The sequence below is a fragment of the Rhizobium sp. PAMB 3182 genome, assembly GCF_052908355.1.
The window spans coordinates 1,103,661-1,117,246 of record NZ_CM128607.1; the positions used below are offsets into that span (position 1 = coordinate 1,103,661).

Annotated in this window: 11 protein-coding genes; 5 read left to right on the forward strand and 6 right to left on the reverse strand. The window is 63.0% G+C overall.

Annotated elements, in window-relative coordinates; translation table 11 throughout:
- Positions 1–58: 58 nt before the first annotated feature.
- Positions 59–856, reverse strand: coding sequence for a class I SAM-dependent methyltransferase (locus tag ACU5AZ_RS05625; RefSeq protein WP_446825041.1), 798 nt, complete (start codon positions 854–856; stop codon positions 59–61).
- A gap of 146 nt (positions 857–1,002) precedes the next feature.
- On the opposite strand from ACU5AZ_RS05625, the gene ACU5AZ_RS05630 reads away from it, so the two are divergent.
- The 5 genes from ACU5AZ_RS05630 to ACU5AZ_RS05650 all read left to right on the forward strand — a co-directional run bounded on the left by ACU5AZ_RS05630 (position 1,003) and on the right by ACU5AZ_RS05650 (position 6,125).
- The gene (locus ACU5AZ_RS05630; protein ID WP_446825930.1) at positions 1,003–2,142 is read left to right on the forward strand and encodes an ABC transporter substrate-binding protein; all 1,140 of its coding nucleotides are present in this window, start codon (positions 1,003–1,005) and stop codon (positions 2,140–2,142) included.
- Positions 2,143–2,199: 57 nt separating this feature from the next.
- A complete protein-coding gene (locus ACU5AZ_RS05635; protein WP_446825042.1) occupies positions 2,200–3,351 on the forward strand; it encodes an ABC transporter substrate-binding protein in 1,152 nt (383 codons plus the stop codon).
- Positions 3,348–4,418: a FecCD family ABC transporter permease gene (locus tag ACU5AZ_RS05640; protein WP_446825043.1), complete on the forward strand. Its 1,071-nt coding sequence runs from the start codon at positions 3,348–3,350 to the stop codon at positions 4,416–4,418. Before ACU5AZ_RS05635 ends, ACU5AZ_RS05640 begins: the two co-directional genes overlap by 4 nt.
- Positions 4,412–5,173, forward strand: coding sequence for an ABC transporter ATP-binding protein (locus ACU5AZ_RS05645; RefSeq protein WP_446825044.1), 762 nt, complete (start codon positions 4,412–4,414; stop codon positions 5,171–5,173). The genes ACU5AZ_RS05640 and ACU5AZ_RS05645 overlap by 7 nt, the downstream gene beginning before the upstream one ends.
- A gap of 115 nt (positions 5,174–5,288) precedes the next feature.
- Complete coding sequence (locus tag ACU5AZ_RS05650) at positions 5,289–6,125, forward strand: SDR family NAD(P)-dependent oxidoreductase (protein ID WP_446825045.1); 837 nt, start codon at positions 5,289–5,291, stop codon at positions 6,123–6,125.
- Between the two features lie 154 nt (positions 6,126–6,279).
- Here the strand turns inward: ACU5AZ_RS05650 and mauJ are convergent, their stop codons facing one another.
- From mauJ to ACU5AZ_RS05675, 5 genes are all read right to left on the reverse strand, one after another.
- Entirely contained in the window at positions 6,280–7,716 is a 1,437-nt protein-coding gene (gene mauJ / locus ACU5AZ_RS05655) for a methylamine utilization protein MauJ (RefSeq protein WP_446825046.1), read from the reverse strand.
- Positions 7,717–7,921: 205 nt separating this feature from the next.
- Positions 7,922–8,350 carry an Ivy family c-type lysozyme inhibitor gene (locus tag ACU5AZ_RS05660; RefSeq protein ID WP_446825047.1) on the reverse strand — a complete coding sequence of 143 codons (429 nt, stop codon included), beginning with the start codon at positions 8,348–8,350 and terminating at the stop codon, positions 7,922–7,924.
- 35 nt (positions 8,351–8,385) lie between these two features.
- Positions 8,386–11,847 (reverse strand): chromosome segregation SMC family protein, encoded by a 3,462-nt coding sequence (locus tag ACU5AZ_RS05665; protein ID WP_446825048.1) that lies wholly within the window; start codon positions 11,845–11,847, stop codon positions 8,386–8,388.
- Positions 11,848–12,117: 270 nt separating this feature from the next.
- Positions 12,118–12,879 (reverse strand): DsbA family protein, encoded by a 762-nt coding sequence (locus ACU5AZ_RS05670; RefSeq protein ID WP_446825049.1) that lies wholly within the window; start codon positions 12,877–12,879, stop codon positions 12,118–12,120.
- A 153-nt stretch (positions 12,880–13,032) separates the two neighbouring features.
- Positions 13,033–13,545 carry a DUF721 domain-containing protein gene (locus ACU5AZ_RS05675; protein WP_446825050.1) on the reverse strand — a complete coding sequence of 171 codons (513 nt, stop codon included), beginning with the start codon at positions 13,543–13,545 and terminating at the stop codon, positions 13,033–13,035.
- Between the last annotated feature and the right edge of the window lie 41 nt (positions 13,546–13,586).

The window sequence follows — 13,586 nt, forward strand, 5'->3', positions numbered from 1 at the left end:
ACAATGGTGCATCGCACAAAAAATGTTTCAGCGGTGCGACAGAAAGGTCCGCGGGCGATCAGTCCTTCGGCTTGATGGCGAGGATGGCATAGCGGTGCTGGGTGCTGCGCTCGAGGCCTTTCAGGAACGAGAAATTGGCGGCCTGGGCGCGGTGGATGGGCCGCATCCCATGATCGGCCTTGACCGGGGAAAACCCGGCTTCGGCGAGCAGGGCGGCGACGGCATCAGCTCTCGCGCCTTCGGAAAAATGGACACGCGACAGGATGCTGCGATGGGTCTTCATCATCTCGGCGCTGCGCACCGCGCCGTGGCCGTCCTGCGGACCGTTGAGCTTCGTCGCCAGCCATGAGGCGAAGCGTGCGACCAGGCCCTTGTTGACGAAGTCGCCATCGATGACGAGCAGCTTGCCACCGGGTTTGAGCACGCGGAACCACTCGCGGAACGCTGCCTGGGGATCGACAAGCGTCCAGACGAGGTGGCGGTTGATGATGACATCATAGCTTGCATCCTGCTCCATCGTGTTCTCGGCATCGCCGACAACGAAACGGATGCGGCGCTTGCGGCTTGCGGCCTTGGCGCGGGCCTTCTCCAGCATCGTTTCCGACCAGTCCATGCCGGTGACCTCGAAGCCAAGATCGTCCATCAGATGCGAGACGACGGCTGTGCCACAGGCAAGGTCGAGGGCCTTGCGGCCACGGCCCTCGCCGAGATGTCTGCGGATCAGGTTGTGCCAGGCGGCGCGCTCGGCCTCGGAGAAAATCTCATGGCCTGGCTGGTCATCGAAGGTCGCCGCCCGTTCGGACCAGTAAGCCTTTATTTCATCACGCAAATCGAAGTTTGCAAGCGCGTCCGTCATCGTCTCTTCCAGTGGCTGCAAGCGGCAGTTTAGAACCGCTCCAAAAGATATTTCTTGACCAAATTTATCATCTTAAATATGGCGAAACTTGAGCCTGATTATCAGCATTGATTTTTAAGGTCCAGCACAATTCCGGAGAGGAAATGATGAAATTATTGAGCCGCTCGGCACTTGCCGCGACCCTCTACGCCACGCTTTCCACGAGCTTCGCCTTTGCCGGCGACATGACGACCCTCACAGACATCACCGGCCGCAAGGTCGAGGTCTCCGTTCCGGTGGAGCGGGTCATTCTGGGCGAAGGCCGGCAGATCTATTTCACCGCGGCACTCGACACGGACGCCCCGTTCAAGCGCGTTGTCGGCTGGCGCGACGATTTCAAGAAGGCCGATCTCGACGGCTACAACGAATATCTCCGCCAGTATCCGGAGATGGACAAGCTGCCGACCTTCGGCGGCATCAAGGACGGCACGTTCGACATTGAACAGGCCGTGGCGCTGCGTCCCGATGTCATCATCATGAACATCGACGCGAAGGCGGCTACCGAGGAAGCCGGCTACATCGAAAAGCTCGCCAAGGTCGGCATTCCGGTCGTCTATGTCGACTTCCGCGAGAAGCCGATGGAAAACACCGAGCCGAGCATGCGCCTGATCGGCAAGCTCTACGGCAAGGAAGACCGCGCCGAGGACTTCATCAAGTTCCGCGAAGAAGAAATCGCCAAGGTAACCGACGTTCTCGCCGCCCATCCGGACGAGAAGAAGCCGGTGGTCTTCATGGAACGCGCCGGAGGCTATTCCGACGATTGCTGCATGTCCTTCGGCGACGAGAATTTCGGCAAGATGGTCGAGATCGCCGGTGGCATCAACATGGCGAAGGACATCATTCCCGGCACGTTCGGCACGGTCAATCCGGAGCAGATCATCGCATCCGATCCCGACCAGGTGATCGTCACCGGCGCCAACTGGGAACTCTACGTTCCGGGCGGCAACTGGGTCGGCCTCGGCGCCGGCGCGGACCAGAAGGAAGCGGCACGCAAGCTTTCCGCCCTGATGGACCGCCCGGGCTTCACCGGCATCAAGGCGGTGAAGGAAGGCAACGTCCACGCCATCTGGCACCAGTTCTACAACAATCCCTATCAGTTCGTGGCCATCCAGCAGATTGCCAAGTGGCTGCATCCGGACCTCTTCAAGGACCTCGACCCGGACGCGACCTTCTCCGAACTGCACAAGCGTTTCCTGCCCGTCCCGTATGAAAGCGGATACTTCGTGTCCGTGAACTACGGCGGCTGACAAGACGATCACCCGGCGGGAACCCCATCCCGCCGGGTTCATTTTCTGGAGCATGACATGACATTGATCCGTTTTCTGCCGGCTGCCGCTTTGGCGGCTTTTGCGTTTCTGGCCCCCCAGTTCGCGTCGGCCAAGACCGTCACCATCGAAGATGCCGCCGGCCGCACCGTCGAAATCGATGCGCCGGCCAAGCGCGTGCTGCTTGGCGAGGCACGGCAGGTGAGCGTGGTTGCGGCGATCAAGGGCCTGCAGACCTTCGACACCATCGTCGGCTGGCGTGACGACCTGATCAGCAAGGACCTCGACACCTACAACAGCTACCTCGAAAAATTCCCGCAGATCGCCGATCTGCCGCGCTTCGGCTATGTCGGCGACGGGACCTTCAATCTGGAAGCGGCGATCGCGCTCAAACCGGATGTCATGACGCTCAATCTCGAATCCGAGAAGGCGGCGGAGGAAAGCGGCCTTGAAGAGAAGCTGGCCGCCGCCGGCATCAAGCTCGTCTACATCGATTTCCGCGCCGATCCCGACGCCAACATGGAACGCTCGATCCGCGCGCTCGGCGACATCTTCGGCAACGAGGAGCGGGCCGAGAAGCTGATCGACTTCCGCCGCGAACAGCTGGCCGTCGTCACCGACCGCCTGAAGCAGCATCCCGACCTCAAGCAACCGTCCGTCTATCTCGAACGCGCGCCCGGCATCTACGGGACCATTGGCTGCTGCCGCACCTTCGGTCCGCTGAACTTCGGAAAGATGATCGCGCTGGCCGGCGGACACAATGTCGGCTCCGACTATTTCAACACCATCTTCGGCGACCTCAACCCGGAACAGCTGATTACCGCCAATCCCGACATCGTCATGGTGACCGGCGCCAACTGGACCGGCTCCTCCGACATCAACCGCTTCGTCAGCCTCGGCCCGGGCGCCGATCTCGCCAAGGCGCGGGTACGGCTTGAAGGTCTGATGGAAGACCAGCCTTTTGCCAGCCTCGATGCGGTGAAGAAGGGACATGTCTATGCCATCTGGCACCAGTTCTACGGCACGCCCTACGATTTCGTCGCCGTCCAGCAGTTTGCCAAGTGGTTCCACCCGGACCTGTTCGCCGACCTCGATCCGGACCAGACGCTCCGCACGCTGCACGAGACGTTCCTGCCGGTCGACTACAAGCCCGGCTACGCGGTTGCCCTGAAGGAAGGAACAAACGGATGACCCTTGCCAATGCAGAGGCAGAAACGGCGAGCGAAAGCCGCATCCTCTATCGCGGTCTCGTCACGCGCCGGCTGCTGATCCTCGCCGGCCTGACGATCGCCCTCATCCTCTCGGTCGCCACCGACATGGCGCTGGGACCGGCGCGCTACACGCTGGCCCAGGTCTTCTCGGCGCTTCTCGACCCCGCCGGGTCCGACGTGCAGCTGCGCGTCGTCATCTGGGACATCCGCATGCCGGTGGCACTGATGGCGATCACCGTCGGCGCGGCGCTGTCGGCGTCGGGCGCGCAGATGCAGACGATCCTCGCCAATCCGCTCGCAAGCCCGTTCACCCTCGGCATTTCGGCGGCCGCCGGTTTCGGCGCCTCGCTGGCGCTGGTCGCCGGTGTTGCCTTCGTGCCGGGCGCGGTGGAATACATGATCCCGCTCAACGCCTTCCTGATGGCGATGGTGGCGGCGCTGTTCATCCACTTCGCCTCGTCGATGCGCGGCGTGACGGTCGAAACGATGGTCCTGCTCGGCATTGCGCTGGTCTTCACCTTCAATGCGCTGCTGGCGCTGATGCAGTACCTGGCATCGGAACAGGCGCTTGCCGCCGTCGTCTTCTGGACCATGGGGTCGCTCACCAAGGCGACATGGCCGAAGGTCTACATCACCGCCGCCGTGCTCATCGTCACCATTCCGCTGTTCATCCGCAACTCCTGGGCGCTGACGGCGCTGCGTCTCGGTGACGACAAGGCGGCGAGCTTCGGCATCAATGTCCGCCGGCTGCGGCTGCAGACCATGCTGACGGTCAGCCTGCTCGCCGCCATTCCGGTCGCCTTCGTCGGCACGATCGGTTTCGTCGGCCTCGTCGGCCCGCATATCGCCCGCATGATCGTCGGCGAGGACCAGCGCTTCTTCCTGCCCGCCTCGCTGCTCTCCGGCGCGCTGATGCTGTCGCTGACCTCGATCCTGTCGAAGATGCTGATCCCCGGCGCCGTGCTGCCGATCGGCGTCATCACCGCGCTTGTCGGCGTGCCCTTCTTCTTCTCGCTGATCTTCACCAACAGGAGACGCGCATGGTAACCCTCACCCTTACCGAAGTCGGCGCCCGCTATGGCCGGCGCGAGATCGTCTCCGGCGTGTCTGCCGACCTTCTGAAGGGCGGCGAACTGACGGCGGTCATCGGCCCCAACGCCGCCGGCAAGTCGACGCTCTTCAAGCGCATCGCCGGGCTGCTGCCCGGCGCCGGCACGGTGACGATCACCGGCGCTGCCGATCCGGACGAGGCTGCCTGTTACATGCCGCAGGACACCAGCGCCAATGCCGTGCTGACGGTCTACGAATCCATCCTTCTCGCCGCCAAGCAGAAGACCGGCGGCTGGCGCGTGGCGGACAGCGAGCTGAAGCTCATCGACATGATCCTGAAGGCGCTGCGCATCAACGACCTCGCCTTCCGCAATCTCGGCGAACTGTCGGGCGGCCAGCGGCAGCTTGCGGCCATCGCCCAGGCGCTGGTGCGCAAGCCGGAGATCCTTCTGATGGACGAGCCGACCTCCGCGCTCGACCTGTCGCGGCAGATCGAGGTGCTGACCTTCATGCGCCGTCTGGCGGCAACGGAAGGCATGGCGGTGATGATCGCGCTGCACGACATCAATCACGCGCTGCGCTACTGTCACAATGCCATCGTGATTGCCAATGGCACCATGATCGTTTCCGGCCCGGTCGAGGACGTCATCACGGAACAGCTGCTGCGCGACGTCTACCGCGTCGAGGCCCGCATCGAGCGCTGCTCGCAGAACCGGCCGGTGATCATCGTCGACGGTTCGCTCGCCGCCTGACGCTTTGCGGTTGCCTCCGCACCGCTCTTGCCTATGTTGATGGTCAACGACCAGCGCCGCCCCGAAGATCCCCGATCGACGGGCGGCGCGGCATCATCGCAAGGAGGAACCCACCGTGAGCCACCCCGCCATCGTTTCCGGCCAGACGGCCGTCATCACCGGCGCCGCATCCGGCATCGGTCTTGCCGCAGCCAAGGCGCTTGCCGCAAAGGGCATGGCAATCGCCATGCTCGACCTGCCCGGCGAGACGCTGGAGAAGTCCGCAGCAGCACTTTCGGCCTCCGGCGCACGCGTTCTGGCGCTCGGCGTCGATGTCTCCGACCGCAAGACGCTGGAACAGGCGGCCGAGACGATCGCCGCCGAACTGCCGCCGGTCTCCGTGCTGATGAACAATGCCGGCATCGGCCCGGCATCCGCGTGTCTCGGCGAGGCCGGCCCGTTCGAGAGCATTCTCGGCGTCAATCTCTGGGGCGTGATCAACGGCACGCAGGTCTTCGGCCCGGCGATGAAGGCGCATGGCAAGCCCGCCGTGATCATCAACACCGGTTCCAAGCAGGGCATCACCACGCCGCCCGGCAACCCGGCCTACAACGTCTCCAAGGCCGGCGTGAAGGCATTCACCGAGGCGCTTGCCCACGAGCTGCGCAACCTGCCGGACAGCGCCATGCAGGCCCATCTGCTGATCCCCGGCTGGGTGCATACGGGGCTGACCGCCGCCAATGGCGGACCGAAACCCGACGGCGCCTGGTCGGCCGAGCAGACGGTCGATTTCATGCTGGAAAGCCTGGAGCGCGGCGACTTCTACATCCTCTGCCCCGACAACGACACGCCGCGCGCGCTTGACGAAAAGCGCATGGGCTGGGCGATCGGCGACATCATCGAAAACCGCCCTGCCCTCTCGCGCTGGCACAAGGACTGGGCAGACAAGTTCAAGGTGTTTATTGGGGGGTGACGGGGACCGGCAGGGGGCGGCCGGTTGTTTTGGGGCAGGTAACGGAATTTTCGCAACGCGGCGTCCAACAGGAAAGCGGACATCGCAATTTTGGACGCCGACGTTGGAGTTCTGCCTAAAAACGACCATTAAATTCGAGTGCAGCGAATGGCTGCTAGGAAACTTTTTCGTCGCTCAAATACGAATCTGAGAAATCGAATTTTGTTCGTATGTAGTGCCGTGCCAAAGCCTTTGTTATTTCAGCGGCGATAGACAATCTCTGCGTCTCGGATGACACATCTGCATCGGACGGATAGTCCTTAGAGGCGTGTGCGGCTGCAACACGACAATTTTTATGAATGTATTCTGCAAACGGTACGCTCTGTCTGTCGGCATGGAAGCGTTGCAGCATTTCTGAGCGGACATTCTTACAAGCTTCTTCAAAAACAGCTGTAATCCATTCTTGTGTCTTGGGGCCGATTTCTCTCCGTCCGAACTCTTTGAAATCAGTTTCGAAAACCTTGTAAAAACTAAGCATCTCCTGAGACGCTATCCCTGCTTCAGCAGCGTTAAGGCCTTCCCTGTAATAGGAAAGACAATTCAAAAGCCGCTCATCATCAGGCATGGAGCGGTAGAACATCCAAGTCGTCATGGTGGAGATTGCCATGTCACGCCTTGGCACGGGTACTGGTACAGGGTTTCCCGACCAACCCTCGCGCAGAATAGCATGACGATCGTCACACCAACAAAGGATGCTCAAAAAGCGGTTGAGAAGAGTCCTAGCGTCTTCTGTTTTAATACGCTCGCCTGCCAGGTCGATGCTGATCGAATGCGAGTGTTCCTTGGTTTTTGGAAACAGCACGAAATGATGGCCGCCGAACTCGATTCGCGTCGGGTCTTTTGGCCAAGTGACCGTCGTCTCGACGCCAAGGTTCAAGAACCTTGACCCTCCGCGCGCACCGAGGCGTTTGTGGAAGGCGTTGCGCTGCTCCTCTGTGTCATACTCACGCCAATCCGTTTCCAGTGGTCTGTCCAAATGACGCGAAAGGTCGACATCGCGCTTCAATTTCTGAAAAAACTCTCGGCTGAGGACGAGTTGGCGGGTGTTGGTTGACAACAGTCGATCAGGGTCAAACGTCTTTTCGGCCCCGGATACAGCCAGCCTCAGTGCGTCTTTTGACACATATGAAGCGATCTTGCGTTGGCCATTTTCCTCGAAAAGCAGTTTTGCCTGGTACTCGTCGTTTCCGGGAATACGAGCTATAGAAAGCGTGAGCGACACAAAAGCATTGCAGTCCTCATCTTTGCTGAGTAGAGCAGCCATTGCCTCGCGGAGAGAACCCGCCTCTTTAAACGACGCAGAAACGCCACCGACGGGCCGAAGATCACTCATTATCATTGCCACATGCCCAGCCCACCCGCTCAGCGTTGGCACATATCCTAAAACGGCACCTGCGATCTCATTGTTGGTGAGGCGTTGCGCTGCCTTGTCTCGCCCACGTGGAATTTGCCCATATCCGCGTAGGCTCTCAAATCGTTTTAGTGTTTCATCGTATGATAGATTTTCAGAAAGTTCACGATGAAGAAGAAGCGATAGATTTTTAGCATACATGGTTATTCCCAAGACTGGTGTAGATCTATCAGAAACTCGGCGAAGCAGACATAACTATACCATCGCATACGAGGGCTTTGTCCCGCAAAGGCGACGAGACTTCGCCTCGAACAACGTCCGCGTTCGGTCCCCCCGTAAAGACTACCTCTATGACCGACCTGAAGGCGCATAGCCCCGTTCCACCCGGCCCTTATCTCATAGCCCCTCACAGCCCGTTCTTCTCCGACAGAACCTTCTTCTGCCCCTCGTCCGGCTCTCCGAGGAAAATGTCGGGCTTGCCCTTCTCAAAGAGCCGCATCCAGGCCTGCTTGCCGTCGGCGGAAAACAGGATGTGCATCTGCATGCCGGCGCAATTGCCGGGCTGGCAGGTGTGGAAGAGCTGGTATTTGGTCCCGCCGATCTCGACCTCCTCCGACGGTGTGGAGACATAGTCGTTGCGGCGGATGAAATAGCGTGCCCAGCTCGGCAGGCCGGGAATGCCGTAGCGCAGTTTCTCCACCACCTTGCGACGGGCTTCGGACTTGTCCAGCACCTCGCCCAGGTTCTGGCCGGCGAGCGGTACCGGCTTCTCCTCAGCGAAGACCGCCCCCTGAATCATCAGCAGGCACGACACGGCGAATACGGTCTTCTTCAAAGGCCCTCTCCCGGGTGTGTTGGATGAATGCCGGATCAGGCCGGCTCGCGCAGGCGCTCGGCGGTCTGCAGGTCGACGGAGACGAGCTGGGACACGCCCTGCTCGGCCATGGTCACGCCGAACAGGCGGTTCATGCGCGCCATGGTGATCGGATTGTGGGTGACGACGATGAAGCGGGTGTCGGTCGAGCGGGTCATCTCGTCCATCAGGTTGCAGTAGCGCTCGACATTGTGGTCGTCGAGCGGCGCATCCACTTCGTCGAGCACGCAGATCGGCGCCGGATTGGTGAGGAAGACCGCGAAGATCAGCGCCATCGCCGTCAGCGCCTGTTCGCCGCCCGACAGCAGCGTCATGGTCTGCGGCTTCTTGCCGGGCGGGCGGGCGAGGATTTCGAGGCCGGCTTCCAGCGGATCCTCGGATTCGATCAGCTGAAGCTCGGCCGTGCCACCGCCGAAGAGGTGGGTGAAGAGACGGCGGAACTGCTCGTTGACGACGTCGAAGGCGGCCAGCAGCCGCTCGCGGCCCTCGCGGTTCAGGCTCTGGATCGCGCCGCGCAACTTACGGATCGCATCGATGATGTCGTCCCGCTCCTTGATGAGCGCCGCGAGCTTATCGGACAGCTCCTTCTGCTCTTCCTCGGCGCGCAGGTTGACCGCGCCCAAGCGTTCGCGCTCGATCTTCAACCGCTCCAGTTCGCGCTCCACCTCGCGCGGGTCGGGGATCTCATCCATCACTTTGAGGCCCGTCAGGCGGAAGGCCTCGTGCGGGGCGCATTGCAGCGCCTCGCGGATCAGGTTTTCGCTGTCCTGACGACGCTCGCGGGCGGACACCAGCCGCTCTTCGGCGCGGCCGCGCTTCTCGCGCGCTTCGGCGAGTTCGGAGAGCGCGCGGGCGGCGGACTGATCGGCGTGGCGCTGCATGGCTTCGGCTTCGGCGAGGCGATCGGCGGCGTCGCGGCGGTTTGCCTCCGCCTTCTGCAACTCCGTCATCAGCGCCCGGCGCTTCTCTTCCATTTCCTCGGGCGCGACGTCGAGATCGGCGGCCTCTTCTCGGGCTTCCTCCTCCCGGTCGCGCAGCGTCTGGATGTGCTCCTCGGCATTGGCCGCCCGCGCCTTCCAGGCGGCGCGTTCCTCGGCGATGGCGGATATACGCCGCTCGCGTGCCTCGTTTTCGCGGTTCAGGCTCTCGTGCCGGGCACGGGCCTCGGCAAGCACGCTGCGGCCATTGGCGACGTCGAGCTGCTGGGCGCGCAGGGCCTCGTCCAGATCGGTCAGATCCGGGGCGCTCTCCATCTCGATGCGGGCGTCCTCCTCGCGGATGACGACCTCCTCCAGCTGCGCGCGGATCTGCCCCAACGCCTCATTCAAGACGTCGCGGCGGCGGATCAGGTCGCCGGAGGCGCGTTCGGCGGCGGCCAGCGCCTCGCGGGCTTCGGCCACCCTCCGGGTCGCCAGCCGCACAGTGTCGCGGGCCGCGTTGAGCTGGCCTTCTTCGGCGCGAATGCGGTCGCCGGCGGCGCGAAGGGCGATCTCCGCATCCTCGAGCACGATGCGGGCCTCGTCGGTCTCGGCTTCCAGTTCGGCAAGCCGGTTTTTCTGGGAGAGACGGAGGGCGGCGGCGCTCGGCGCATCGGCGCCGGTCACGTGGCCATCCCAGCGCCAGACGGCACCGGCCTTCGTCACCAGCTTCTGGCCGGGCTGCAGAAGGGCGGCAAGCCGGGCGGCATCCGCATCGGCAACCAGACCGATCTGGCGCAGGCTGCGGGTCAGCGCCGCCGGTCCCGCGACATGCGTCAACAGCGGTTCAGTGCCCGCTGGCAGGACCGGATCGGTCTTCCCATCGCCGTTTTCGTACCAGTAAGAGGGAGCTTCGGGATCAAGCGCGGACTCAAGATCGTCGCCAAGGGCAGCACCCAGCGCCGTCTCGTAGCCCTTGGTCACCGTCAGCGCATCGGCGACGGGCGCGAACTCGCCGGCGGCCTCGCCCGCCGACAGCATGCGGGCAATCGTGCGGGCTTCGGTTTCGAGCGCATTGACGCGAGACCGTGCCGCCTCGACAGGCTGGCGGCTTTCCGCCTCGTGACGTCGGGCGTCGGCAAGGCGACTTTCGGCGTCCTGCACGGCGATGCCGGCATCCTCCAGCGCGATCTCGGCGGCTTCCACCAGTTCCTGCTTTTCGGCGGGATCGGGAAGCGCGGACATGCGCTCGGCAATCGCCGCGACTTCCGCGTTCGTTTCCTGCATCTGCCGGTCGAGCCTGAGCTTGCGGTCGGCGAGATCACGAATGGCGCGCTCCAGCTGATGGCGCAGCGCCGCCGCCTCGGCTCGTTCGGCCGTCAACGAGGCAAGCGTCTTTTCCGAAGCGGCCAGCGTATCGGAAGCGGCGACGAAAGCGTCCTTCACCTCCTGGGACATGCGGCCGGAATCGGCGAGAACCGCCTTCAGCTCCGCCTCTTCGGCATCAAGTCTCGCCAGGATGGCGGCGTTGTCGGCGACAAGCCGGCTTTCGCGCTCGATATCCTGGGCGAGCTGCGCCAGGCGGCGGGTCAGCTCCTCGCGCCGGCGCAGGATGCGGTTGGCATCCTCCTCAAGCTGCGTGCGGGCGATCTGCAGGCGCTGCAGGGCGGCGGCCATCGCCGCCTCGTTCTCGCGCAGTTCCGGCAGCTTCAGGCTCGCCACGCCTTGCGACTTGGCGGCCTCCATCTGGGCCTGCGCGCGCTCGGCGACGACCGCCGTCGTCTGGTTGAGCTCGCTGGTCGCTTCACCCTCGGCATCCTTAGCCTGCACCCAACGGATATGCAGGAGCATCGCCTCGCGGGCGCGGATATCGGCCGACAGAGACTTGAAGCGCGACGCCTGGCGGGCCTGGCGCTTCAGGCTCTCGATCTGGCTTTCGAGCTGCGAAGTGACGTCGTCGAGACGTTCGAGATTGGATTCCGCGGCGCGCAGCCTCAGCTCCGCCTCGTGGCGGCGGGAATGCAGGCCGGAAATGCCGGCCGCCTCTTCGAGCAGCTGGCGGCGGGCCTGGGGCTTCGCCTGGATCAGCTCGCCGATGCGGCCCTGCCCGACCATGGAAGGCGAACGCGCGCCGGTGGAAGCATCGGCGAAGAGCAGCTGCACGTCCTTGGCGCGCGCCTCCTTGCCGTTGATGCGGTAGACGGAGCCCTGCTCGCGCTCGATGCGGCGGGTCACCTGGATCTCGTCGGCATCATTGAAGGCGGCGGGTGCCGTGCGATCCGAGTTGTCGAGATAGAGGCCAACCTCGGCCGTATTGCGCGCAGGCCGGTTACCGGAGCCGGAGAAGATGACGTCGTCCATGCCGGAGGCGCGCATGTTCTTGTAGGAGTTTTCCCCCATCACCCAGCGCAGCGCTTCGACGAGATTGGACTTGCCGCAGCCGTTCGGCCCGACGACGCCGGTCAGCCCCTCCTCGATGAAGAACTCGGAGGGTTCGACGAAGGATTTGAAACCGACGAGGCGCAGCTTGTTGAACTTCATGGGGCCGGGGCTCCATGGATCAATCGAGCATGCTTGGAATAAATGCCCCCTCTGCCCTGCCGGGCATCTCCCCCACAAGGGGGGAGAAGGCTCGTGGCGATGTCGCGGCCCAACCTCAGGTGAAGCGATGACGTCAGCGTAAGCCCCTCCCCCTTGTGGGGAGGGGTTGGGGAGGGGTACGTCCCACGAGCATCACTGATAGCGCCAAGACGCAAAAAAACGGGCGCACGGCGGTGGCCGTGGCCCGTCTTTGTCAAGACATCGGACGGATCAAAGCAGCGGGTCGATGAGCGCTGACATCTGTTCAACCGACATTTCTCCAGAATAGCGCTTCCCGTCGATGAAGAAGGTCGGGGTGCCGTTGACGCCAAACTCCGTCGCAGCCCGGTTTTTCACTGCCGTCACATCATCGAGAAGTTTCTGGTTCGTCAAGCAGGCCTGGAAGCTCTCCTGTGTAAAACCGGCGAGTTTCGACATCTGCAGCAGCGCCGCGCTCTTGTCGTCGGCGGTCGCCCAGGTGATCTGCTGCTTGAACAGCACTTCGACGAAGGGGAAATACTGGCCTTCCGGGGCGCAGCGCGCCAGCATGATGGCCGCGGCAGCGAGGTTGTCGAGCGGGAATTCGCGCAGGATGAAGCGCACCTTGCCGGTGTCGATGTACTTCTTCTTGATCTCTTCGAAGACATCATTGGAGAAGCGCGCGCAGTGCGGGCAGGTCATCGACATGTATTCGACGATCGTGACCGGCGCGTCGGCCTTGCCGACGGATTCTTCCGGCAGCGGGCCTGGCTCCATCAGCTTGGCGACGTCGACGGAGCCTTCGGCTTCCGGCACGTCCACCTTTGTCTCGGTCGCCGGCTTGTCGGTGGAAGCGGTCTCGGTCGGGTCGGTCTTGGCCTGAGCCGGATCGCTGGATTTCTGCGCGCTCTCGTCCTTGCTGTCCGAGCAGGAGGCCAGGGCCAGTGCTACCGCACCGACGGCGATGCCCCCGAGCAGGCGGCGCTTCGAAATTTCAAGTTCGGCTTTCGGCATATAGTCACCTATCGTGTAATCGAATTCGCGAAAAAACTGTCGGCACCCGGATATCGCGGCGACCGGCAGCTTACAAGGTTTGTTTGACCGGACTATCTTCAAACAATTGTGACCGCAACACGACCAGCACTTCATCCACGGCCAGAAGAAATATCAGCGACCGCGTTTTGCTGCCAGCACGCCGCGGCCGAGCCGCTCGATCGCCTGGCGCAGCTTGTCGTCCTCGATGCCTTCCATCATGCCGTCAAGCTTGCGGGCGGCCTCCCCACGCAGCGCCGGCAGCGGACGCCTCACCGGCGCGACGGATACCGGCTTCTGGACGATACGGATCTGGCGGATCGCCGGAAAGCCGAAGAAACTGTTGATGCGGCCGATCAGTTCGCCCTGCGCATGGGTGAGAAACAGCGCGCGGGCGCCTTCGCAGGCGATGATCAGCGTTCCCGGCTGATAGCCGCCGCCCGTTCCGCTCTCGGAAACGCGGCGGTCCCAGGCGATCTTTTCCGGCCGGGTACAATCGGCAAACTCGTCGCCGACGATGCCGTCCCAACCGGCCAGAAGCGCGGACGAAATGCCGGCGCGCTTGGCCAGCAACGGATCGATGATGCCGTTGGCGGCCTCGGCGATCTGTCTGGCTCCGTATTTGGCACCTTGTTTCGGCGGTCGCATCTTGCCTCGTTCGGCGTCTTTGCCTTGATCGGCGACGCACG

Excerpts from the sequence above, each read along its gene's own strand:
- ACU5AZ_RS05625 (WP_446825041.1), bottom strand. The coding sequence starts at position 856 with ATGACGGACGCGCTTGCAAACTTCGATTTGCGTGATGAAATAAAGGCT.
- ACU5AZ_RS05630 (WP_446825930.1), top strand. The coding sequence starts at position 1,003 with ATGAAATTATTGAGCCGCTCGGCACTTGCCGCGACCCTCTACGCCACG.
- ACU5AZ_RS05635 (WP_446825042.1), top strand. The coding sequence starts at position 2,200 with ATGACATTGATCCGTTTTCTGCCGGCTGCCGCTTTGGCGGCTTTTGCG.
- ACU5AZ_RS05640 (WP_446825043.1), top strand. The coding sequence starts at position 3,348 with ATGACCCTTGCCAATGCAGAGGCAGAAACGGCGAGCGAAAGCCGCATC.
- ACU5AZ_RS05645 (WP_446825044.1), top strand. The coding sequence starts at position 4,412 with ATGGTAACCCTCACCCTTACCGAAGTCGGCGCCCGCTATGGCCGGCGC.
- mauJ (WP_446825046.1), bottom strand. The coding sequence starts at position 7,716 with ATGTATGCTAAAAATCTATCGCTTCTTCTTCATCGTGAACTTTCTGAA.
- ACU5AZ_RS05665 (WP_446825048.1), bottom strand. The coding sequence starts at position 11,847 with ATGAAGTTCAACAAGCTGCGCCTCGTCGGTTTCAAATCCTTCGTCGAA.
- ACU5AZ_RS05670 (WP_446825049.1), bottom strand. The coding sequence starts at position 12,879 with ATGCCGAAAGCCGAACTTGAAATTTCGAAGCGCCGCCTGCTCGGGGGC.
- ACU5AZ_RS05675 (WP_446825050.1), bottom strand. The coding sequence starts at position 13,545 with ATGCGACCGCCGAAACAAGGTGCCAAATACGGAGCCAGACAGATCGCC.